Source organism: Janthinobacterium amylolyticum, assembly GCF_051380655.1.
Lineage (GTDB): Bacteria > Pseudomonadota > Gammaproteobacteria > Burkholderiales > Burkholderiaceae_D > Janthinobacterium.
The window spans coordinates 1-21,364 of the sequence record NZ_JBNYXL010000021.1 but is presented as its reverse complement, the minus strand read 5'-3'; the positions used below and the strand labels follow the sequence as shown (position 1 = coordinate 21,364).

Below are 21,364 nucleotides of genomic sequence, written 5' to 3'. Positions count from 1 at the left end.
AAACAACTTTGCGCCGATGATAGTGCTGCAACCAGTGTGAAAGTAGGTTATCGTCAGGCTTGTTATTCGCAGTAGAGAAAAACCCGTCAAGCAATTGGCGGGTTTTTTTTCGTCTGGAGATTCGTGGCTTATGTCTGTGGTGTTTGTCGGCTTACGCGCTGCGCGCTAAGCCGACCTACGTCGATTTGCCGCCGGCCAGGTCGGGTAGGTCGGATTAGCGCGGCAAGGCCGCGCGTAATCCGACAACTACGCCAGCCGGCCAGGGTAGCCAAACCATACAAAAGACGAAAAAAAGCAGCGCTGCGCGCTGCCTTTGCTGCTTGACGCTCAGTTTTCCTGCAAAACCTGGCGGAACAGCTGATTTAATGCTTCCATGCCACCGGGTTTTTCTTCCTTTGCCACGCTAAAGTTCTCCAGCCTGGCCAATTCTGCTTCAATGAAGGCATTGAGTTTATCGATGCGCGGCGCCAGTTCTTTTTCCTGCACGAGCTTTTTACGCTCGAGCAGCAGATGTATCTCTTCCAACAAGCCGTCTTCCTTGGGCAGCAGGTGCAGCAAGGCGGAAAATTCGATCGGCGGTGCGCTCTGGTAGGTTTGTATCCAGCGCGTGGCCAGCAGTGGGCGCAAGACGTAAAAATACTTTTTCAAGGGCACCATGTCCGCCATCAGGTAGCCGCGGTAATTGGTCTTGGCCATGCTGCGATAATGGTAAATGCCTTTTTCCAGTGTATAGACGGAATCGAGCAAGGCCTGCATGCCTGTCCTGAATCCGCCCTTTTGCATATATTGAATCGGCGACTGTATCCATTCAATCACGGCGGGATTGGAACGCCAGAACAGCTGCAGTGCCTTGCGCACATCCCAGCCATTCAAGTCGATATCATCGACGATCGGGTATTCAATCACATCGCGTTTATCTTCCAGGTCCACGCTCAGATACCATTCCTGCGGGCGCGCATAGATGAAACGGACATCGAAGTCGCTATTTGGCGAGGCAAATCCCCAGGCACGGCTACCTGATTCAATCGCCATCAGGATACGCACGCCTTCCTTCTCTTCCACGGCCGCCAGGCGGCGCATGATTTCTACTCGTATATCTTCTGGAATCATCGTGCTCTCATCTTAGTTGCTTGAGGATACTTTATCCCAGTCGAGGGTAAAGCGGGCCAGGTATTTCTTGAGCCGGTCTGCATCGTTCGGCTTGGCTTTCGCCGCGCGCGACACGGCATACAGGGTGCGCCCGGCATCGGACATATTGTGCGATTGCCGGCACACCTTGATGACGGCCTGCAGCTGCAGCGCGTCAAACAGGTCGAGCTGCGCGGCTGCTTCAGCGCCCATGATATCGGCCAGCTCGATTTCCATGCCGCCCTGATGTTCGCCATGGTGCAGCCACATGCGTTTCAGGCGCCTGATTTCCTCGTCGACGACGCTATCGGTAATACGCCCCGCTTCCGACAGGGTGGCCAGGCGCGTGACAGCGGCATGCAAATCGCGGAAGTTGCCATGCCATGCGGCCGATGGCGAAGCGGCAAAGCGCATGAAGCGTTCGCGTGCCTCCTTGTTGAAGCGCACTCTTTCCCCCGTTTCCGCGCCGTATTGCGCCAGCAGGTATTCCAGGTTCGGCTCGATGTCTTCCGGGCGCTGCGCCAGGCCTGGCAATGCGTAAGTCCACAGATTGATGCGCGCATACAGGTCTTCGCGGAAGCGGCCGGCGGCCACTTCCTTGCCCAGGTCGCGGTTGGTGCCGGCGATCAGCTGGAAGTCGCTTTGCACTTCCGTATCGGCGCCGACGGGGAAGAAACGTTTTTCTTCGATGGCTTTCAAAAGCATCGCCTGTTCATCGAGTCCCAGTTCGCCGATTTCATCGAGAAACAGCAGTCCCTTGTGCGCGCTGCGCAGCAAGCCTGGACGATCGGAGGCGGCTCCCGTGAAGGCGCCCCTGATATGGCCGAACAGGGTGGATGCGGCGCCGTCGCCATGCAAGGTGGCGCAATTGATGTCGATGAATTTTCCATCGATCTGGTGGCGCGACTTTTTCAGCTCATACACACGGCGCGCGAGGAAGGATTTGCCTGCACCCGTTGGTCCCATCAGCAGCATGGGCGCCCTCGATTTGATGGCGACACGCTCGATTTCATCGATCATGGCATTGAACTTTGCATTGCGCGTGGCGATGCCGGACTTCAAAAACGCCACGCCCGCCGCCTGTTCGCGCGTAAAGCGCTGGGCGATCTGGTCATAGCGCGACAGATCGAGGTCGATCAGCGCGTAGCTGCCGGGATTACCGGCCGTCTGGCGCCTGGGCGGTGATGTCTGCACCAGGCGCCCCGGAAAATAGCGCGCTTCCGTCATCAGGAACATGCAGATCTGCGCCACGTGGCTGCCGGTGGTGATGTGGATCCAGTATTCTTCCCTGTCCGGATCGAACGGGTAGCTGTTCGCGAAATCGTAGAGGGCACCGTACACATTCTCGAAGTCCCAGGCATCGCTGATCGGGAGCGCGTGCGCGCGCAATTGCGTTTCAGGCGAGACGCTGGCGATATCCTGCGACACCTGGCGCACCAGATTGTCGAACTGACTGCCGGCATACAGCAGCTCGAAGCGGTCGATGATCCTGTCTTCATGCTGGGTCAGGGCGACGCTGGGGCGCCACTTTTCCCAGCGTGCGGCACCCCTGCCATTGTCGAGCTGCGTACCGAGAAAACCGATAATGACCGTGCGTTTTTCTTGCATGATTTGGATAAATATTTATCTTAAAGGATAATTATATCTAAGATTGAAAAGCACGTGAATTTTCCTGCAAGAAGGTGAGTAAAAATATTATTCAATAAAATCATTGGCTTATCTCTATTCACGGTGAAATATTGAAAGCTGGCACAGCGCTTGCTATAAAGGGTGTAGCAACGAGATGAACGCAGAGAGCGGAGAGGGGAGGCAATGGTCAATACCAGCCTCCAGAGCCGATACATCGGCAGGCATTTCACCAATCGTTGTCATCACACCCGATAAAATAGAAGAAATGAAGCACATGAAAAACGAAGAATATGAAGTCCTGCATACCGAAGGCAGCCGTCCCGTCAAAATGTGGACGCGTGGCGTGCCCGTCGAGGAAGCGGCTAAAAAACAATTGCGCAATACGGCGACCCTGCCGTTCATCTACAAGCATATCGCCGTCATGCCGGACGTCCACCTGGGCAAGGGTTCGACCATCGGCAGCGTGATTCCCACCCTGGGCGCAGTGATTCCGGCGGCCGTCGGCGTGGATATCGGTTGCGGCATGATGGCGGCGAAAACCACGCTGACGGCGAGTGACTTGCCGGATAACCTGGGACCGCTGCGTAGCGCCATCGAGCGCGCGATCCCGCACGGAATGTCGCCGAAGACGCGCGGCCACCGCGGACGCGATGAGGGTTCATGGCATACGCCGCCTTCCGTGGTCGATGCCGCCTGGCTGCAATTGAAGGATGAATTTGATGCGATCTGCCTGAAAACGCCGAAGCTGAAAAACACCAACAATTATCGCCACCTGGGGACCCTGGGTAGCGGTAACCACTTCATCGAAGTGTGCCTCGATGAACAGGGGGCCGTGTGGTTCATGCTGCATTCCGGTTCGCGCGGCGTGGGCAATGCCATCGGTACGCATTTCATCGAACTGGCCAAGCAGGATATGCGCACCCATTTTATTAACTTGCCCGACCAGGACCTGGCTTACCTGGCCGAAGGCACGCAGCATTACGCTGATTACGTGGAAGCGGTGGGCTGGGCCCAGCGGTTTGCGCGCAATAACCGAGAAGTGATGATGCAGAATCTGATCGCCGCCGTGCGCACGGTCATCCATAAACCATTCCAGACGCACGTGGAAGCCGTCAACTGCCACCATAACTACGTGCAGAAGGAGCACCACTTTGGCAAGGATGTGCTGATTACGCGCAAAGGGGCCGTGTCGGCACGCGCGGGTGAACTGGGGATCATTCCCGGTTCCATGGGCGCCAAGAGTTTTATCGTGCGTGGCAAGGGCAATGCGGAAAGCTTCCATAGCTGCAGCCACGGCGCGGGGCGCACGATGAGCCGTACGGAAGCGAAGCGGCGCTTCAACCTGGATGACCAGGTCCGCGCGACGCAAGGCGTCGAGTGCCGCAAGGATGAAAACGTGATCGATGAAATTCCGATGGCCTACAAGGATATCGACGCGGTGATGCTGGCGCAGCGCGAACTGGTCGATGTCGTGCATATCTTGAAGCAGGTCGTCTGCGTCAAAGGATAAGAGAGAGAAAGCAGCGATGATAGAAATAGATGGAGCACAGGGTGAAGGTGGCGGACAGATTTTACGTTCGGCGCTGAGCCTGTCCATGATTACGGGCCAGCCATTCCGGCTGGTGAATATCCGCGCGGGGCGCAGCAAGCCCGGCCTGCTGCGCCAGCACCTGCTGGCAGTGCAGGCGGCGGCCAGTATCTGCGGCGCACGCATGTCGCCGGTGGCGCTGGGGGCAAGCCGCCTGGAATTTACGCCGGGAACGATACGCGGCGGTGATTACCGCTTCGCCATCGGCAGCGCCGGCAGTTGTACCCTGGTCTTGCAGACCTTGCTACCGGCCTTGCTGCATGCGGATGCGCCATCGACCGTGCGCATCAGTGGCGGCACGCACAATGCCATGGCGCCACCCGTGCATTTTCTGCAGCGCGCGTATGGCCGCATCATGGCGCAGATGGGGGCGCAGGTGCAGATTGAGTTGCTGCGCTACGGCTTTGTGCCGGCCGGTGGTGGTGAGGTGCTTGCCACCGTGCAGCCTTCGCACCTGCGGCCCATCGAATTGCTGCAGCGCGGCGAGCGGCAGGCGGGGTTTGCCGAAAGCATGGTCGCGGGCGTGCCCGTCGGCGTGGCGCAGCGCGAACTCGAACGCATCGCCGGCGGCATGGGCTGGAGCGGCAAGCAGCTGCGCATCGTCGGCTTGCCGGCGGACCAGGGGCCGGGCAATGTACTGTTGCTGACATTGGAGCATGAACACGTCACGGAAGTGTTTACTGCGTTCGGCGAAAAGTCCGTGCTGGCCGAATCGGTGGCCAAGCGCCTGCTGAACGAGGTGCGCGGCTATCTCAAGACGGATGCGGCCGTGAGCGTCCACCTGGCAGACCAGCTCTTGCTGCCCATGGCGCTGGCCGGTGGCGGCGCCTTCAGCTGCAGCAAGGTCTCGCAGCATGCGCTGACAAATGCCGAGGTGATCGCTCGGTTCCTGCCGGTGCGTATCGGCTTTGAACAGCATGGACTGTCGCATCTGTGCACGGTGAGCGCCGCCTGACACACGGTTGATACGCGATTGACACAAACAGCTGTTGCAGCTGTTCCAAATTGATACATGGGCCGCCTGGCGTGGGGCCAAGATGCATGGCATGGCATTTGCTCTTCTTGGGATATTCATCAAAAAACCAAGGAGACCAGCATGACCTATTCCATCCGTACCCTGCTCGGCGTGGCGGCCGCCGGCGCCGTTGCCCTCACATCCCTGCTGACCTTGCCGCATGCCTATGCACATGGCAATGTCACGCCGCAAGGCGTCGACACCACGGGCTTGCCCAAGGTGGGCGACAAGTGGCTCGAGCAAAACCCGTATCGGGGCAACAAGCTGGCCTTGACGGTGGGCACGTCGGCCTACAACCAGAACTGCGCGCGCTGCCACGGCATTGAAGCTATCTCGGGCGGCATCGCACCGGACTTGCGCCAGCTGGACCGCGATTGTTTCAGCATCAAGAATGAGACGAAGAAACAAGCGTGCTACAAAGAAACGGACAACTATTACCTGGCGACCATACGCCACGGTAAAGTGCGCAATGGCGCCGTGTATATGCCGCCGTTCGAGGGCGTGTTCAACCAGGAAGCCATGTGGGCCATCAAGACCTATCTGGAAACACGCCGCGAAGCCAACTGAGTCGAACCGATCACGAAGGAGTTCCATGCATTCATTCACACTCAGTGGCATGCGCGCGATGATCCCGCTCGCCTGCCTGGCCCTGTGCGCGGCCGTACCGGCGCGTGCCGACTGGCAGAAAGTGCAGCAATCGGGCAGCCTGAAAGTGGCCGTATATAACGAGTTCGCGCCGTTTTCCGACAAGGGGACAGGCATCGATATCGACATCGCCGAGGCGCTGGCGAAAAAGCTGGGCTTAAAGCTGAGTTTGCTGCCTTTTCCCGCCGGCGAAAACCTGAACGACGATTTGCGCAATATGGTGTGGAAGGGGCATTACCTCGGCTACGGCCCCGCCGACGTGATGCTGCATGTGCCGGTCGACAAGAAATTGATGGCCGACAACGACAAGGTCGAAATCTTCGCCCCATATTATGTGGAAACCGTACGCCTGGCGCGCAGCACCGGTGCCGTGCCGAAATTCGATGGTGTCGCTTCGCTCGCGGGCAAGCGCATCGGCGTGGAAAAAGTATCGATAGCCGCCATGCTGATGCTGGGCGAAGACAATGGCAAGTACCGCGATGATGTGCGCATCTTCGATACGGCAGCAGAAGCCCTGCAGCAATTGCAGGCGGGGCAGCTCGATGCCGTGCTGGCCAACCGCTCGGAAATCGAGTCCGTGCTGAAAGGCGATCCGGCCTTCGCCATGAACGAAGTGGCATTCGCCCGCCTGCCGCGTGCAGGCTGGGCCGTGGGGCTGGCCGTCAGCCGCCAGCAGCTGGACGTGGCCAAGCTGCTGCAGGCGGCCATGAACGAGATGGCGACCAGCGGCGAATTGAAGGCGATCTTTGAAAAATATGGGGTGCAGGAAGCGCGGCCTTGATAGGCCACGCTGGATGGGGAAGCCCGCGCATCGGAAGATGCGCGGGCTTTTTGTCATGAGGACGCCTGAAAGTGTTCAGGGCAAGGCGCTTTGCCGCAGGCAGTACGAATAGTACGACCAGGCAATGCAACGCGGCCCCGGACTTTTTCTCAGGTGTTCTTAGAAGGTATATTGGGCGCTGACACCCAGCAACCAATTCCGCCCCGGTGCCGCCTCATAGTAGCGCTTGTTGCTGTCGCCGACGATGACGGAGCCCACGTAGGTCTTGTCGAAAAGATTGTTCAAGCGGGCAAACTCCTTGAAGCGCCAGTTGCCCAAACTTTGCTTGGCATTGATGCGCGCGTTGAACACGGTGTAGCCGGGCGCGGGTTTTTCGCTGTTGCTGTCTTCCGCGTAGACCTTGTTGCTGGCTACGCTTTCCAGCGCCGCGCCAACATGGTCGAGCGTATCTTTCCAGGCCAGTTCCGCGAACAGGTTGGCGCTGGGCACGCCCGGCAAGCGGCTGCCTTTGCGCACACTGTTAAAGGCGTCGTCATAGACGGCATGCAGGCTGGTCAGTGCCACTTTCGTCGTGAAGCCATACGGCAGGCTGGAGTCGAGCGACACTTCCATACCCTGGCGCAAGGTCTTGCCCGCATTGCGGTAGCTGGTGCGTCCGCCGCTGGAACTGTCGACCACCAGTTCATCGTTGGTCTTGATCTGGAATACGGCCGCATTCAGGTGGGTATTGTTGTTGATCCTGGCCTTCACACCCGCTTCCACGTTGGTGCTGGTGGCTGGTTTCAAGTTGAAATTGAAGCCGCTGCCCGTGCCCGAGTAAAACAGTTCGTTCAGGGTAGGCGCCTCGAAACCGCGCGCGGCGCTGGCGTACACGTTGACGTTCGGCGTCAGTTTGTACAGCAGGCCCAGCACTGGTGTCGTATGGCTGAATTCCAGGCTGCCACTGTCATTGCCATTGCTGAGGAAATGGTCGTTCACCGACACTTTCATCTTGCTGTAACGCAAACCGGCACTGAATAGCCACGGGCCGCTTTGCCATTCCGTCTGGATGTAGGGATCGAGGCTGGAGACGACATCCTGCTCGTCGCGGCGCAGCTTGCCTTTCACGCCAAAAGTATTGCCGATGAAATTTTCATAGCCCGCGCGGTCGTCGCTGGATCGGCCGTAATTGATGCCAATGGTGGTGCTCAGCTTGCCGCCGGCCAGTTGATTCACATGCAGCCAGTTGGTGTCGATGCCGTAGAACTCGCGCTGGAAGTCGACCACGCCACCTGAATGTGTGAGTACTCCATTAATAGTTTGATTTTGTAGGAACTTGGTGAAGGCCTGGTACTGGATCACGTCGCGGTTGCCGCCGTAGGCCGTCACGTGCAGGCGGTCTTCGCCAAACGACTGTTCAAAGGTGGCGCCGATTTGCTGGTGGTCAATGCTCTTGCGTGTGTTGTAGCGTTCGGCCAGGGTGCGTTTCGGATTTTGCGTATCCGTCGCGTCGATTTCGCCGGCGCGCGGGTCGCGTGCGAACGTGGCCCAGGTGGCGCCCAGTGGATCTTGCGTATTGCCTTGGTGCAGGCTGTTGGCGACGATGGTCAGCTTGCTGTCCGCCGTCGGCTTGACCGTGATCTTGCCGAATGCCTGTTCCCGCGTGGCGGCGCTGTGGTCGCGGAAGCCGTCCGTGCGAAAGCGCGAGGCGTCGAGCACGTAGCCGATGGCACCGGCCTGGCCCTGCGCCGAGAGATCGACTTTATTGGTGCCGTAGCTGCCGCCCGTCACATTCAGTTCAACGGACGGGGGATTTTGTCCATCCTTGGAAAACAGCTGGATCACGCCGCCCGAGTGGTTGCCGTAGATGGCGGAAAACGGTCCGCGCAGCACTTCGATGCGCTCGGCTGTATCGAGGTTGAAAGTGGCGGCCTGGCCCTGGCCGTCGGGCATGCTGGCGGGAATGCCATCGCTGATCAGTTTGACGCCGCGCACGCCAAAGGCCGAGCGGGCACCGAAGCCGCGCGACGAGATCTGCAAGTCTTGCGCGTAGTTCTGGCGGTTTTGCACGACCAGGCCCGGCACGGCGGCCAGCGCTTCCGACGCATTCACGCGGATCTGGCCATCCTGGATGCGGGCGCTGTCGACCACGTCGATGGAGGCTGGCACTTCCTGGCTGGGATGGGCGATGCGGCTGCCGCTGATGACCACCGTATCCATGAGCTGCCCACCCGGATCTGCGACCTCGGCGGCGTAAGCGTGGGGAGCCAGGGTGGCGCTGCCGGCAACAAACAGGCTGGCGATGGTGTTCAGGCGGAAACGATGCTGCATGCGGGTTCTCCAATGTGAATAAAAGCCTGTTTTACCGCGTGCGCGATACAGGTCTGCATAGTCTTATCAAGCAATATGCTTGCCATGTCTCCATTGGTGGGCTGAAATTATACGCCTGTCCGTGGCATGGCGTTTGCATGCAGCAAGCTTTACCCGCGCCGCTCGTGCGCGCTTTTTCTGTGTCTTTCCATTGAAAAGGTGATTATGCCCAACTTATTCTTTCGCTTGCGCCAGATTTGCTGGCTGCTGCCTGTGCTGGCCGGCACGGCCGTCCAGGCGGCACCGTTTGCCTATGTTCCCAATGAAAAGTCGGGTAGCGTGAGCGTGATCGACACTGCTACCGACCAGGTGGTGCGCCAGATCGCGGCAGGCCAGCGCCCGCGCGGCATTGCCGCCGACCCCGGCGGGAAGCAGCTGTTTGTCACGGATGCGGCCAGCAGCGCCTTGCTGCTGATCGACAACGTGGCTGGCGCGCCTGCGCGCAAGGTGACGCTGGGCAAGTCGCCCGAAGGCGTCAGCGCCTCGCCGGACGGCAGCCATGTGGCCGTGGCCGTCGAGGAAAACAATAGCGTGGCCTTGCTCGATGGTCACACGGGCATCTTGCTCGCCGATATCAAGGTGCAGGGGCGTAACCCGGAACACGCTGTCTTCAGTCCGGACGGGCGCTGGCTGCTGGTCAGCGCGGAAGAGGCCGAGCAAGTCGATGTCATCGACGTGGCGCAGCGCCGGCAAGTCGCTTCCATCGCGGTGGGGCTGCGTCCGCGCGGCATCGGCTTCAGTCCGGATTCCGGCCGCGCCTATGTGGCGTGCGAACTGGTCAATGCCGTGTATGTCATCGACATGAGGCAGCGCAAGGCCATCGCCATCATTTCCGCAGGCAAGAATGCGAATGGCATCGCGGTCCATCCGAGCGGCAAGCAGGTGTACGTCTCGAACGGCATCGATGGCACGGTAATGGTGATCGACACGGCCAGCAATCAGGTGACGGCCATCATTGCCGTGGGTAAGCGTCCGTGGAACATGGCCATCACGCCGGACGGCGCCAAGCTGTACGTGGCTAACGGCCGCTCGAACAGTCTCTCCGTCATCGATACGGCCAGCGCGCGCAAGGTGGCCGATATTACTGTGGGCGAATTGCCATGGGGCGTCGTGATTCGCTAGCGGGCGCAACCCAGGTGTTCCAGTCTGGCACACCTGTTCCATTGTGCAGCGCCGTCCACTGCCATCGCCCCAGGCTGGCACCTATTGCAACAGCGCGAGTCCAGCTTGTTCAAAACACAAACAGGGCGACAGCAGCCATGCCCGCCGGGGCATGGCATGCATAGCGCGGCCGGATGGACGCCACGCCCTTGCAACAGGGCCAAAACACGCTAAGTTTGTAGTGGGGAGGCGAGCTGGCACGGCATTTGCGGAAGACACCATGTACTCACCCCATTTGTACCAGGACGTTTGTTTCAACCACCAACAATTCCATACGATATAGAGGACGACATGAATCTCGCAGACATCAGCAAACTGGGCGTCGCCAATCCCTTCAAGCAACGCTACGACAATTACATCGGCGGCAAGTTCGTTGCCCCCGTAAAAGGTGAATACTTTCCTAACATTACGCCGATCACGGGCTTGCCATTTTGCGAAATCGCCCGCTCCACGACGGAGGACGTCGGGCTGGCGCTGGACGCCGCCCATGCCGCCAAGGAAGCGTGGGGCAAGACCTCGCCTGCCGAGCGCGCCAATATCCTGAACCGCATCGCCGACCGCATCGAACAGAACCTGAGCCTGATCGCCACGGCGGAAACCATCGACAACGGCAAGCCGATCCGCGAAACGATGAACGCCGACATTCCGCTGGCCATCGACCATTTCCGCTACTTCGCCGGCTGCATCCGCGCGCAGGAAGGTTCCGTCGCGCAAATCGACGCGGAAACCTATGCTTATCACTACCACGAGCCGCTGGGCGTCGTCGGCCAGATCATCCCTTGGAACTTCCCGATTTTGATGGCCGTCTGGAAACTCGCGCCAGCCCTGGCCGCGGGCAATTGCGTGGTGCTGAAACCGGCCGAACAAACCCCGGCGTCCATCATGGTGTTGATCGAGCTGATCGGCGACCTGCTGCCACCGGGCGTGTTGAACATCATCAACGGTTTCGGCCTGGAAGCGGGCAAGCCGCTGGCGTCGAGCAAGCGCATCGCCAAGATCGCCTTCACGGGCGAAACCGGCACGGGCCGCCTGATCATGGGCTACGCCGCGCAAAACCTGATTCCCGTCACCCTGGAACTGGGCGGCAAGTCGCCGAACATCTTCTTTGAAGACGTGATGGATGCGGATGACGATTATTTCGACAAGTGCCTGGAAGGTTTTACGATGTTTGCGCTGAACCAGGGCGAGGTGTGCACCTGCCCTTCGCGCGTGCTGATCCAGGAATCGATCTACGAGAAATTCATCGAACGGGCCTTGAAGCGCGTGGCCGCCATCAAGCAGGGCAATCCGCTTGACTCCGCCACCATGATCGGCGCCCAGGCATCGCAGGAGCAGCTGGAAAAAATCCTCTCCTACCTGGACATCGGCCGCCAGGAAGGCGCCGAAGTGCTGGCCGGAGGCGAGCGCAACACGCAGGCCGGTGATCTGGAAGGTGGCTACTATGTGCGCCCGACCGTCTTCAAGGGCGACAACAAGATGCGCATCTTCCAGGAAGAGATTTTCGGGCCGGTCGTGTCCGTCACGACCTTCAAGGATGAGGCCGAAGCACTGGCGATCGCCAACGACACCTTGTACGGCCTGGGCGCCGGCCTGTGGACGCGCGACGGCTCGCGTGCTTTCCGCGTGGGCCGTGCCATCCAGGCAGGCCGCGTGTGGACCAATTGCTATCACCTGTATCCGGCCCACGCCGCGTTCGGTGGCTACAAGCAATCGGGTATCGGCCGCGAAAACCACAAGATGATGCTCGACCACTACCAGCAAACGAAGAACTTGCTGGTGAGCTATAGCCCGAAAGCGCTGGGCTTCTTCTAAACCGTTACACGCGCCGCGCCTCTCCAGGTGCGGCGCGCTGAAAGGGATGCCATGGGTGCAGCAATTGCCAGGGTGGTCGCCACGGATGCGGCACTGGACATGATGGACAAGTTGCGTGAGCGTCACGGCCCGCTGATGTTTTTCCAGTCGGGCGGCTGCTGCGACGGCAGTGCGCCCATGTGCTACGCGCTGGGCGAGTTCGATGTCAGCGATTCCGACATCTATCTGGGCAATTTGAACGGCACGCCGTTCTACATGGGGCTCGAGCAATTCGCGTACTGGGAGCATACCCAGCTGATTATCGATGTGGTCGACGGCAATGGCGGCATGTTTTCACTCGACAACGGCACGGGCAAGCGCTTCCTGACGCGCTCGCGCCTGTTCACCGATGAAGAGTGCGCCGTGCTGCATGCCCAGCCGCATGAGCACCGCAAGACTTGATACACACATACTAATAAAACAGAGGGAGATGATTGTGCAGAAAAAAATCATGGGGATACTCGTCGGTTTGAGTTTGGTTTCCTTGGTCCAGGCGGCCGACGTAGGCAATGTCACCAGCGCCATGCTCGACAATACGGCGAAGAATCCGTCGAGTATCTTGTCGTTTGGCATGGGCACGCAGGGCCAGCGCTATTCGCCGTTGACGCAGATCAACGACAAGACCGTGGCCAAGCTGGTGCCTGCCTGGTCATTTTCGTTTGGCGGTGAAAAGCAGCGGGGCCAGGAATCGCAGCCTTTGATTCACAATGGCAAGATGTTTGTCACGGCGTCGTATTCGCGCATTTTCGCCATCGACTTGAAAACGGGCGCCAAGCTGTGGAAATACGAGCATCGCTTGCCAGACGGCATCATGCCCTGCTGCGACGTGGTCAACCGTGGCGCCGCGCTGTATGGCAACCTGGTGATTTTCGGCACGCTCGATGCGTATCTGGTGGCGCTGGACCAGAACACGGGCAAGATCGTCTGGAAGGAAAAAGTCGACGACTATGCGGCCGGCTACTCGATGACGGCCGCACCGCTGATCGCCGAAGGCTTGCTGCTGACGGGCGTGTCGGGCGGCGAATTCGGCATCGTCGGCCGGGTCGAGGCGCGCAACCCCATGACGGGCGACCTGGTGTGGACGCGCCCTACGGTCGAGGGGCACATGGGCCACCGCTACGACAAGGATGGCAAGGCAAGCGATAACGGCGTGTCCGGCACCGCGAATAAAACCTGGCCTGGCGACCTGTGGAAAACGGGCGGCGCTTCCACCTGGATGGGCGGCACTTATGATCCGCAAACCAAGCTGGCCTATTTCGGCACGGGCAACCCGGCGCCATGGAACAGCCACTTGCGTCCCGGCGACAACCTGTATTCCTCGTCCACCGTGGCGCTGGACGTGAAAACGGGCCAGATCAAGTGGGCGTATCAGAATACGCCGAATGATGCCTGGGATTTCGATGGTGCCAATGAGTTCGTTACCTTCGACATGGATGGCAAGCGCTACGGCGGCAAGGCCGATCGCAATGGCTTTTTCTATGTGATCGACGCGACCAGCGGCAAGCTGCAGAATGCCTTTCCTTTCGTGAAGAAAATTACCTGGGCCAGCAGCATCGACCTGAAGTCGGGCCGGCCGAACTACATCGCCGCCGGCCGTCCAGGCGACCCGACCAAGGGCGAAGAAGGCAAGAAGGGCACGACCGTGTTTGCCGCGCCCGCTTTCCTTGGCGCCAAAAACCAGATGCCGATGGCCTACTCGCCGCAAACCAGGCTGTTCTATGTGCCGGCGAATGAATGGGGCATGGACATCTGGAACGAGCCCATCAGCTACAAGAAGGGCGGCGCCTTCCTCGGTGCCGGTTTTACCATCAAGCCCTTGTTTGACGATTACATCGGCGCCATGCGCGCCATCGATCCGAAGACGGGCAAGATCGTCTGGGAAATCAAGAACAACGCGCCGCTGTGGGGCGGCGTGATGAGTACGGCGGGCAACCTGGTGTTTTACGGCACGCCGGAAGGTTTCCTGAAAGCCGTCGACGCGAAGTCGGGCAAGGAACTGTGGAAATTCCAGACCGGCTCGGGCGTCGTTGCGCCACCCGTCACCTGGCAAGATGGCGATACGCAATATGTCGCCGTCGTTTCCGGCTGGGGCGGCGCGGTGCCGCTGTGGGGCGGCGAAGTGGCGAAGAAGGTCAATTTCCTGGAACAGGGCGGTTCCGTCTGGGTCTTCAAGCTGGCATCGAAGTAATGGGGTGAAACGCCCGGCTTTCTGCGGATGGGTGTCTCCCTGTCCCGCCGGGCGTTTTGTTTTTTGCTGACGGCCCAGGCCGTCAGTTTTTTGTTTACGCAAGCGTTCGGTCAGTATGCTGATGCTGGCGGTCAAAAAATGAACATTGTTCGTTAGCATTGATCCGCTGCTATACACGTCAAGCGCCAATTTTTCTGCTCTCCCCCGGTGCTTTGCTGGGCACGCTTATTGCCAAAGATTGAGCTACATCAATCACTGGTGTGCAGACTAAAAACACAGAAGAAAAGGGGAGAAAACATGAATGCATTCATCAAGCTGGGGAGCCTGGGGGCCATGACAATCGCAGCGATGGGACAGGCGAACGCCGTCGATATCAAGGCTGGCGACTGGACCGTGTCGGTGGGCGGCATCGTCAACGCCTACTACACGCAAGTGTCGTGTTCGGGCGATGCCGTGGGCGGGCTGGCGCTGGGCGGCCAGGCGCTCGGTTGCGGCGGAGAAAAAGACCGTACCACCATCGGCAATGGATTGCTGCCGAACGGCCTGATCACATCGGCTTCGTCGCGTTTGGGCGAGTACGACGTGAAGGCCCTGATCGGCATCTACAACTCGACGGCCACGGACAGCGCCATCAGCCAGAACAGCGTGGTCGATGTGCGCCAGGCTTTCTTCACATTTGGCAACGAACACATGGGCGCTTTCAAGCTGGGGCGCGACTACGGCATGTTTGGCGCGAATGCGATCCTGTCCGACATGACCTTGCTGGGTTCGGGCGCGCCCGTGCAGGCCACGCAGCGCGGTCGTGTCACCTTGGGCCATATCGGCGCCGGCTACACCTATCTGGGCAACTATGGGCAGATCATGTACAGCTCGCCGAAGTCGGGCGGCTTTGGCGCCGACGTGGCGCTGGTCAGCCCCGTCTCCGATACCCCCATCGTGGCAGGCTCGACGTATTCCTCGAAGTCGAGTCCGCAAATGCAGGCGCAACTGACGTATGCGCACGAAGGCTTGAAAGCCTGGCTGGGCGTGAAGTCGCAAAAGTTCACTTCAAAAACGGCCGGTGTGGATGACCTGACCATGCGCGGCGTGGAAGTGGGCGGCTCGTATCAGATGGGCCCGGCTGGCGTGCTGGTGAATTTCCAGGGCGGCAAGGGACTGGGTATCTTGTCCGATGCGGACCAGGGCGATACCAAGTCGAAGAACTGGCTGCTGCAAGGCACGTACAAGCCTACAGACAAGCTGAAGCTGGGCTTGTCCTACGGTATCAGCAAGAACGACGACAACACGGCCGGCACGGGGAGATTGAAATCGAACGCCAACCTGACCCTGGGCGCGTACTACTCGCTCAACAGCGCGATCACCCTGGTGGGCGAACTGGGCCAGACGCGTTCGAAAGGTTTTGCGGGCGGTGAAGCGAGGATGAATGGCGTGTCCCTGGGCGGTATTATTTTCTTCTAATCAGTTATCAGCACGCGGCGCCGGAAACTGCGGCGCCGCACGGAGCACGGTGCATGAGGACAATGCGGTTATTCATCGCTTGCTGGCTATTTCTGTTTATCCTGGGACAGGCGTGGGCCGGCGTACTCACCAAAGCGGAGCTTGCCCGGCGCTTTCCTGCGCCCCTGGTCGTGGGCGACAAGGAAGTGGATGTGCCTGTGTGGCCATTGTTCAAGCAAAACGCCACGGCCACCGACTTGGTCGGCTATGTATTCGAGTCGGTGGACCTGGCGCCCATTCCCGGCTTTTCTGGCGTTCCCGTTAATTTGTTGATCGCGATCAATCCACAAGGCAGTTTTCTCGAGGTGGCCGTGTTGTCTCATCACGAGCCCGTCTTTCTCGACGGCCTCGGCGAAGCGCCGTTATTCCAGTTCGTCCAGCAATACAAGAATTTGTCGCTGAAACAGAACATCGCCATCGGTGCGCGCACCAAGCGGGCGGCGGACACGACCCATGCCGATATCGATGGCGTGTCGAAGGCCACGGCATCCGTGCGCATCATCAATCAGAGCGTGCTGGCGTCGGCCTTGAAAGTGTCGCGCAAAAAACTGGGCTTTGCGCAAGGCCGCGATCCTGACCAGCTCGCCCGCATTCGCATGGCGGTAGTCGACAAACTCAGCGTGACGCAGATGCTCGAGCAGGGCTTGATCCAGCATGTGCGCCTGAGTAACAAGGAGGTGGAAGCCCTGTTTGCGGGCAGTCCCGGCGCGGGCCTCGATAAGGAAGGTGCGCGCGATCCGGAGGGCATCTTCATCGACTTTTACCTGGCCTATGTTTCCGTGCCGTCCGTGGGCCGCAACCTGCTGACGGAACGCAGCTGGAACAAGCTGCGCAACCGGCTTGACGAGGGCGACCACGCCATGCTTGTACTGTCGCGCGGGCGCTACAGCGTGCTGGGGGACGACTTCGTTCGCGGCACGGTACCCGACCGGCTGCTGCTGAAGCAAGATGGCTTGCCGATCGACATGCGCGACCTGGACCTGGAATTGAACTTGGCCGACACGGCGTCGTTGCCGACGGAGAATAACGTCGTATTGCGCATCATCAGCCAGGCGGGCCTGGATGCGGCCAGTCCGCTGGCGTTTTCCTTGCCTATCACGCGCAGCAAGGGCATCGTGTATCCGGAGCGAATCACGCGCAATGTCGATCTCAGCTACCGCCTGCCAGCCAGATTCCATACGACGCCGCAAGGCAGCGACGCCAGCTGGCGCGCCACGTGGACGGGCCGCAAAGTAGAGCTGTTGAGCTTGCTGGCCGGGCTGGCGCTGCTGGCCGGCGCGCTGGCCTGGCAGAAGCGTCTGGTGCGGGATAGCCGCCAATTCCTCTGGTTCCGCCGTGTATTCCTGTTGTTTACCATCGGCTTCATCGGTTACTACGCGCAAGGGCAATTGTCGATCGTTAATCTTACAGGCGCCATCCAGGCGGCGATGGCGGGGCGCGGCCTGGGCTTCTTCCTGTTCGACCCGATGACGGTGATCCTGTGGGCCTTCGTGCTGTTCAGCTTGCTGATGTGGGGGCGTGGCACGTTTTGCGGCTGGCTGTGCCCGTTCGGTGCCCTGCAGGAGTTCACGGGCAAGCTGGGCCAGTGGCTGCGCTTGCCGCAGTGGAAGATCCGGCCGCGCCTCGATGCACGCCTGAAATGGATCAAGTATGTTTTGCTGGCGGCCATTCTTGCCAGCAGCATGTTTTCCAGCCAGCTCACGGACAAGCTGGTGGAACTGGAACCGTTCAAGACGGCCATTACCCTGAACTTCGTGCGCGCCTGGCCATTCGTCGCGTATGCCGTGGGCTTGCTGCTGCTCAGCAGTGTTTCCTATAAATTCTTTTGCCGCTACCTGTGTCCGTTTGGCGGGGCGCTGGCCTTGCTGGGGCGGGTGCGCTTGTTCAGCTGGATTCCCCGGCGCAAGGAATGCGGCACGCCATGCCAGACTTGTCGTCACCGTTGCGAATATCACGCCATTGCGCCGGATGGCAAGGTTGATTACGGTGAATGTTTCCAATGCATGGATTGTGTGGTGATTTACGCCAGCGATGAAAAATGCGCGCCCTTGATGCTCGACATCAAGCGCGCCCGCACTATCCCGATTGCCCGCGCGACGGTAGAGGAGAGCAGCAATGCAGCGTAGAACGTTTATTTCGGCAGCGATCGGCAGCGTGGCTGGTATGGGGGGCTTGTCATTGCCAGGGAGCATGGCGCGTGGTACGCCTGCCGCCTCCGGCATGCGCTTGTACCAGGGTGCCGCGCTGGCGTTTGGCACCACCATCGCCGTGACAGTGCAGCACCATGAGCAGCGGCAGGCCGAGCTGGCGATTGAGGACGCCTTGCATGCGGCGCGCAATATCGACCGCCTGATGAGCATTTACAGTCCCGCCAGCCAAGTGTTTCAGCTGAACCGCGACGGGCGCCTGGCCCGGCCCGATGCGCATCTGTTGACCGTGCTGGCGCAGGCGCAAGCCTTGTCGCAATGGAGCGATGGGGCATTTGATATCACGGTGCAGCCGCTGTGGCAGCTGTTTCGCGTCGCGGCAGAGGAGGCGAGCTTGCCGGCGGACACATTGCTGCGCGCGGCGCAGGCGCGGGTAGGCTGGCGGCAACTGGCGTGGGATAGCCGGGAAGTGCGGTTTCTCCGGCCCGGCATGGCGCTGACCTTGAATGGCTTGGCGCAAGGCTACGCGGCGGACATGGCGCTGGCCGCCACACAGGCGCGCGGGGTGCGGCATGCGCTGCTCGACACGGGTGAATTTATTGCCCGCGGACAGCGTGCCGCACAGCGGCCCTGGACCTTGGGTATCCAGGACCCACGCGATGCGGAAATCCTTGCGGCAACGTTGAGGGTGGACGGGCGCAGCGTGGCCACGTCGGGAGATTATGCCTGCGCATTTACGCCAGACTTTGCGCATCATCATATTGTCGATCCAGCCAGCGGCGATTCACCGCCCGAGCTGGCCAGCGTCACCGTGGTAGCACCGACGGGCTTGCTGGCTGATGGCTTATCCACCACCTTCATGGTGACGGGCGCGGCGCGCGCGCACGCGATGGCTGCGCGAATGCAGGGCATTGACCTGATGACGATCGACAAGCGGGGCCACCGCCGCATGTCGCCCGGCTTCCCACGCATCGCCTGAATTATTTCAGATGCGGCACCTTGCGATAGATGGTGTTGCGCGACACACCCAGGGCCCGCGCCGTGGCCGAGACGTTGCCGCCGTGAGCATCGAGCGATTTAAGGATCACGCTGTGCTCCATTTCTTCCAGGTTGGCGCCTGCGGCGATCATGCGGTCCGTGCTGGCGCTGACGGCATGTGCTTGCGTCATCTCAATATCGTCGAGGAAATCGTCGGGCATGTGGCGCAAACAGATTTCGTGTTCGTCGCCTGCCATGACGATGGCCGTGCGCAACAGATTGGTCAGCTGGCGGAAGTTGCCTGGCCACTTGTGCTGGTGGAACATGCGCAGGATGTCCGGCGACACCGTGTAGCGCGTATCGGGCGCTTCCGTCGCGAGGATTTTTTTGACAACCGTGTCGAGGTCCGTGCGTTCACGCAGCGGCGGCAGCTTGACCACCAGGCCGTTCAAGCGGTAATACAAGTCTTCACGGAACAGGCCCTTGGCCATGCGCTCGCGCAAGTTGTGATTCGTGGCGCAAATCAGTTCCACGTTGACGGTGATCGATTTGCTGCTGCCCAGCGGCGTGACCATGCGCTCCTGCAGCACGCGCAACAGGCGCGCCTGCAAGCCAAACGGCATGTCGCCGATTTCATCGAGGAACAGGGTGCCGCCATTCGCCTGCAGGATCTTGCCGATCGCGCCTTTCTTGCGCGCGCCCGTAAAGGCGCCGTCTTCATAGCCGAACAGCTCGGACTCGATCAGGGTTTCCGGAATCGAGGCGCAATTGACGGCGATGAACGGCCCCATGGCGCGTGGCGAATCGTTGTGGATGGCTTGCGCCAGCAGTTCCTTGCCTGTGCCCGTTTCGCCCATGACGAGGATGGGAATATCGCGCCCCAGTACCTTGTTGACCTTCTCGATCACCAGTTCCAGTTGCGGATCGCCGGTGCGCAGGTAGCGCAAACCTGACAGGCGCCGCGCGGCGTTGGCCGCATGGCTGGCGGGGGCGGGGATCGCTGCCGGCAAGGCATTGATATCGCTGTGCTCGCTACCGGCGGTAATGCCTTGCTGAAAGACACTGTTAGCCAGGCGCAGCTGCGCACGGCCATACACGCGCACGCCGCTGTGCATGCACAGGTTCAGCAAACCCGGGGCTGCCGTGCGGTAGTGATCGTACAGGGCGGAGACGGGCAAGCCGAACAGGGAGCTGAAAGTGTGTGATTGCAGTGCCGCAAATGACAGGCCCAGCTGGAACAAGCCATTTTTATTCGCGGATAAAAACCGTCCACCCGGTGTAAACGAGGCGATGCCTTCCATTAACGTGCCGACAAATTCTGGCCGCGCGTGGAAGTGCACGGTGATGGCGTCTTCGAAGGTGGCGGAAAACAGCTGATTTTCAATCATCAATGCGGACATGCGCACCAGTGCCATCGTATGCTTGTGGAAACTGCGCTGGTCGCTCGAGACGTCCAGCACGCCGATGACATTGCCCCGGTGGTCGGTGATCGGTGCCGCGGAGCACGTGAGGAAATGATTGGCGGCCAGGTAATGCTGGTCCGCATGAACCAGGGTGGGTACCTTTTCCGTGATGGCCGTGCCGATGGCGTTCGTGCCGCGGCTTTGCTCCGACCATGCCACCCCCGGCTGCAGGGCAACACGGTTGGCTTTCTCCAGGAAATCATCGTCGCCCAGCGAGTGCACGATGACGCCGTTGGCATCCGTCAAGATCACCATATTGTGGGTGTTGACGATTTGCTGGTACAGGGTTTCCATGGCGGGCAGCGCGTGCGTGTGCAGCAAGCGGTTTTGCTCGATCAGCAAGGACAGGTCGGATTTGCCAGCCGGCGTGAAGTCGGGCGTGGCCGTGGGAGACAGGCCAAAGGCGACTGAGCGCTGATGGGACGTTTCAATGATGACGGGAACGTTGTCCTGTCCTGCCGGTGTGATGTTCGCGTCCGCGATGGACGAAAACGGTGCGCTACGGTAAGTAGCTGATGGTTGATACATGATCTCGTTGCCTCCGTTGGGCCCTGTACTGCGGCGCTCTTTTGAATCGAGAGTGTTCCATAATGTAGCACCTGTCACAGATGGGAGCAAAGCAAAGCGAACCGGGCTGTCCCCAATGTTGCTGCCTGGCCCAGGGTTGCTCTCATCAGTGAACAGTGCATAGGCCTGTGTATAAGCAAGTGTGGTGCCAGGGACCGTTTCGCAGGGCGGAAAAAATAGCGCTTGTAGCGGGCGCGGGGCAGGGCTATAATTCGCCCCCTCGCTGAACGACGCATGCAAATGCCGAGTAAAGCAGGGTGAAAAAGAAGGTGTTGACGGATTTAGCGAAATGCTTCATACTCTTCCTTCTTCGCAGCTGACAAACACAACGCTTTGTCGATAGCGCGAAAGCAGTAACCGAATACAGTTCTTTAACA

15 protein-coding genes are annotated in these 21,364 nt (G+C 59.9%); 11 read left to right on the top strand and 4 right to left on the bottom strand.

The window, feature by feature from the left end; genetic code table 11:
• Positions 1 to 327 precede the first annotated feature (327 nt).
• On the bottom strand, positions 328 to 1,110 hold the full coding sequence (locus ACQ4WR_RS27955; RefSeq protein WP_436491350.1) for a nucleotidyltransferase domain-containing protein: 783 nt from the start codon (positions 1,108 to 1,110) through the stop codon (positions 328 to 330).
• 12 nt (positions 1,111 to 1,122) lie between these two features.
• On the bottom strand, positions 1,123 to 2,736 hold the full coding sequence (gene rtcR, locus ACQ4WR_RS27950) for an RNA repair transcriptional activator RtcR (RefSeq protein WP_436491349.1): 1,614 nt from the start codon (positions 2,734 to 2,736) through the stop codon (positions 1,123 to 1,125).
• Positions 2,737 to 3,031: 295 nt separating this feature from the next.
• Between rtcR and ACQ4WR_RS27945 the strand changes: the two genes are divergently transcribed.
• The 4 genes from ACQ4WR_RS27945 (at position 3,032) to ACQ4WR_RS27930 (ending at position 6,786) form a co-directional block, all read left to right on the top strand.
• Entirely contained in the window at positions 3,032 to 4,267 is a 1,236-nt protein-coding gene (locus tag ACQ4WR_RS27945; protein ID WP_436491347.1) for an RtcB family protein, read from the top strand.
• A 16-nt stretch (positions 4,268 to 4,283) separates the two neighbouring features.
• Positions 4,284 to 5,300 (top strand): RNA 3'-terminal phosphate cyclase, encoded by a 1,017-nt coding sequence (rtcA, locus tag ACQ4WR_RS27940; protein WP_436491345.1) that lies wholly within the window; start codon positions 4,284 to 4,286, stop codon positions 5,298 to 5,300.
• 141 nt (positions 5,301 to 5,441) lie between these two features.
• Positions 5,442 to 5,927 (top strand): cytochrome c-550 PedF, encoded by a 486-nt coding sequence (gene pedF / locus ACQ4WR_RS27935; RefSeq protein WP_102292365.1) that lies wholly within the window; start codon positions 5,442 to 5,444, stop codon positions 5,925 to 5,927.
• A gap of 25 nt (positions 5,928 to 5,952) precedes the next feature.
• A complete protein-coding gene (locus ACQ4WR_RS27930) occupies positions 5,953 to 6,786 on the top strand; it encodes a substrate-binding periplasmic protein (RefSeq protein ID WP_436491342.1) in 834 nt (277 codons plus the stop codon).
• Positions 6,787 to 6,945: 159 nt separating this feature from the next.
• Here the strand turns inward: ACQ4WR_RS27930 and ACQ4WR_RS27925 are convergent, their stop codons facing one another.
• A complete protein-coding gene (locus ACQ4WR_RS27925; RefSeq protein ID WP_436491340.1) occupies positions 6,946 to 9,096 on the bottom strand; it encodes a TonB-dependent receptor family protein in 2,151 nt (716 codons plus the stop codon).
• 204 nt (positions 9,097 to 9,300) lie between these two features.
• Here ACQ4WR_RS27925 and ACQ4WR_RS27920 point away from each other — a divergent pair, with 204 nt between their 5' ends.
• The 7 genes from ACQ4WR_RS27920 (at position 9,301) to ACQ4WR_RS27890 (ending at position 18,958) form a co-directional block, all read left to right on the top strand.
• Positions 9,301 to 10,257 carry a beta-propeller fold lactonase family protein gene (locus tag ACQ4WR_RS27920; protein ID WP_436491338.1) on the top strand — a complete coding sequence of 319 codons (957 nt, stop codon included), beginning with the start codon at positions 9,301 to 9,303 and terminating at the stop codon, positions 10,255 to 10,257.
• Positions 10,258 to 10,587: 330 nt separating this feature from the next.
• Positions 10,588 to 12,108, top strand: a complete 1,521-nt coding sequence (adh, locus tag ACQ4WR_RS27915) for an aldehyde dehydrogenase (RefSeq protein WP_436491336.1) — start codon at positions 10,588 to 10,590, stop codon at positions 12,106 to 12,108.
• A 51-nt stretch (positions 12,109 to 12,159) separates the two neighbouring features.
• A complete protein-coding gene (locus ACQ4WR_RS27910) occupies positions 12,160 to 12,549 on the top strand; it encodes a DUF779 domain-containing protein (protein WP_436491334.1) in 390 nt (129 codons plus the stop codon).
• A gap of 49 nt (positions 12,550 to 12,598) precedes the next feature.
• Positions 12,599 to 14,335: a PQQ-dependent methanol/ethanol family dehydrogenase gene (locus ACQ4WR_RS27905; RefSeq protein ID WP_436491333.1), complete on the top strand. Its 1,737-nt coding sequence runs from the start codon at positions 12,599 to 12,601 to the stop codon at positions 14,333 to 14,335.
• A gap of 297 nt (positions 14,336 to 14,632) precedes the next feature.
• A complete protein-coding gene (locus ACQ4WR_RS27900) occupies positions 14,633 to 15,793 on the top strand; it encodes a porin (RefSeq protein ID WP_436491331.1) in 1,161 nt (386 codons plus the stop codon).
• A 62-nt stretch (positions 15,794 to 15,855) separates the two neighbouring features.
• Positions 15,856 to 17,958: a 4Fe-4S binding protein gene (locus tag ACQ4WR_RS27895; RefSeq protein WP_436491329.1), complete on the top strand. Its 2,103-nt coding sequence runs from the start codon at positions 15,856 to 15,858 to the stop codon at positions 17,956 to 17,958.
• Complete coding sequence (locus ACQ4WR_RS27890) at positions 17,948 to 18,958, top strand: FAD:protein FMN transferase (RefSeq protein WP_436491327.1); 1,011 nt, start codon at positions 17,948 to 17,950, stop codon at positions 18,956 to 18,958. The genes ACQ4WR_RS27895 and ACQ4WR_RS27890 overlap by 11 nt, the downstream gene beginning before the upstream one ends.
• Before the next feature lies 1 nt (position 18,959).
• Here ACQ4WR_RS27890 and ACQ4WR_RS27885 read toward each other — a convergent pair whose 3' ends face one another.
• Positions 18,960 to 20,948, bottom strand: a complete 1,989-nt coding sequence (locus ACQ4WR_RS27885) for a sigma-54-dependent Fis family transcriptional regulator (protein WP_436491325.1) — start codon at positions 20,946 to 20,948, stop codon at positions 18,960 to 18,962.
• Positions 20,949 to 21,364: the final 416 nt, after the last annotated feature.

What these genes read in the sequence shown, in the direction of transcription:
- ACQ4WR_RS27955 (WP_436491350.1), bottom strand. Translation starts at nt 1,110, where the DNA reads ATGATTCCAGAAGATATACGAGTAGAAATCATGCGCCGCCTGGCGGCC.
- rtcR (WP_436491349.1), bottom strand. Translation starts at nt 2,736, where the DNA reads ATGCAAGAAAAACGCACGGTCATTATCGGTTTTCTCGGTACGCAGCTC.
- ACQ4WR_RS27945 (WP_436491347.1), top strand. Translation starts at nt 3,032, where the DNA reads ATGAAAAACGAAGAATATGAAGTCCTGCATACCGAAGGCAGCCGTCCC.
- rtcA (WP_436491345.1), top strand. Translation starts at nt 4,284, where the DNA reads ATGATAGAAATAGATGGAGCACAGGGTGAAGGTGGCGGACAGATTTTA.
- pedF (WP_102292365.1), top strand. Translation starts at nt 5,442, where the DNA reads ATGACCTATTCCATCCGTACCCTGCTCGGCGTGGCGGCCGCCGGCGCC.
- ACQ4WR_RS27930 (WP_436491342.1), top strand. Translation starts at nt 5,953, where the DNA reads ATGCATTCATTCACACTCAGTGGCATGCGCGCGATGATCCCGCTCGCC.
- ACQ4WR_RS27925 (WP_436491340.1), bottom strand. Translation starts at nt 9,096, where the DNA reads ATGCAGCATCGTTTCCGCCTGAACACCATCGCCAGCCTGTTTGTTGCC.
- ACQ4WR_RS27920 (WP_436491338.1), top strand. Translation starts at nt 9,301, where the DNA reads ATGCCCAACTTATTCTTTCGCTTGCGCCAGATTTGCTGGCTGCTGCCT.
- adh (WP_436491336.1), top strand. Translation starts at nt 10,588, where the DNA reads ATGAATCTCGCAGACATCAGCAAACTGGGCGTCGCCAATCCCTTCAAG.
- ACQ4WR_RS27910 (WP_436491334.1), top strand. Translation starts at nt 12,160, where the DNA reads ATGGGTGCAGCAATTGCCAGGGTGGTCGCCACGGATGCGGCACTGGAC.
- ACQ4WR_RS27905 (WP_436491333.1), top strand. Translation starts at nt 12,599, where the DNA reads ATGGGGATACTCGTCGGTTTGAGTTTGGTTTCCTTGGTCCAGGCGGCC.
- ACQ4WR_RS27900 (WP_436491331.1), top strand. Translation starts at nt 14,633, where the DNA reads ATGAATGCATTCATCAAGCTGGGGAGCCTGGGGGCCATGACAATCGCA.
- ACQ4WR_RS27895 (WP_436491329.1), top strand. Translation starts at nt 15,856, where the DNA reads ATGCGGTTATTCATCGCTTGCTGGCTATTTCTGTTTATCCTGGGACAG.
- ACQ4WR_RS27890 (WP_436491327.1), top strand. Translation starts at nt 17,948, where the DNA reads ATGCAGCGTAGAACGTTTATTTCGGCAGCGATCGGCAGCGTGGCTGGT.
- ACQ4WR_RS27885 (WP_436491325.1), bottom strand. Translation starts at nt 20,948, where the DNA reads ATGTATCAACCATCAGCTACTTACCGTAGCGCACCGTTTTCGTCCATC.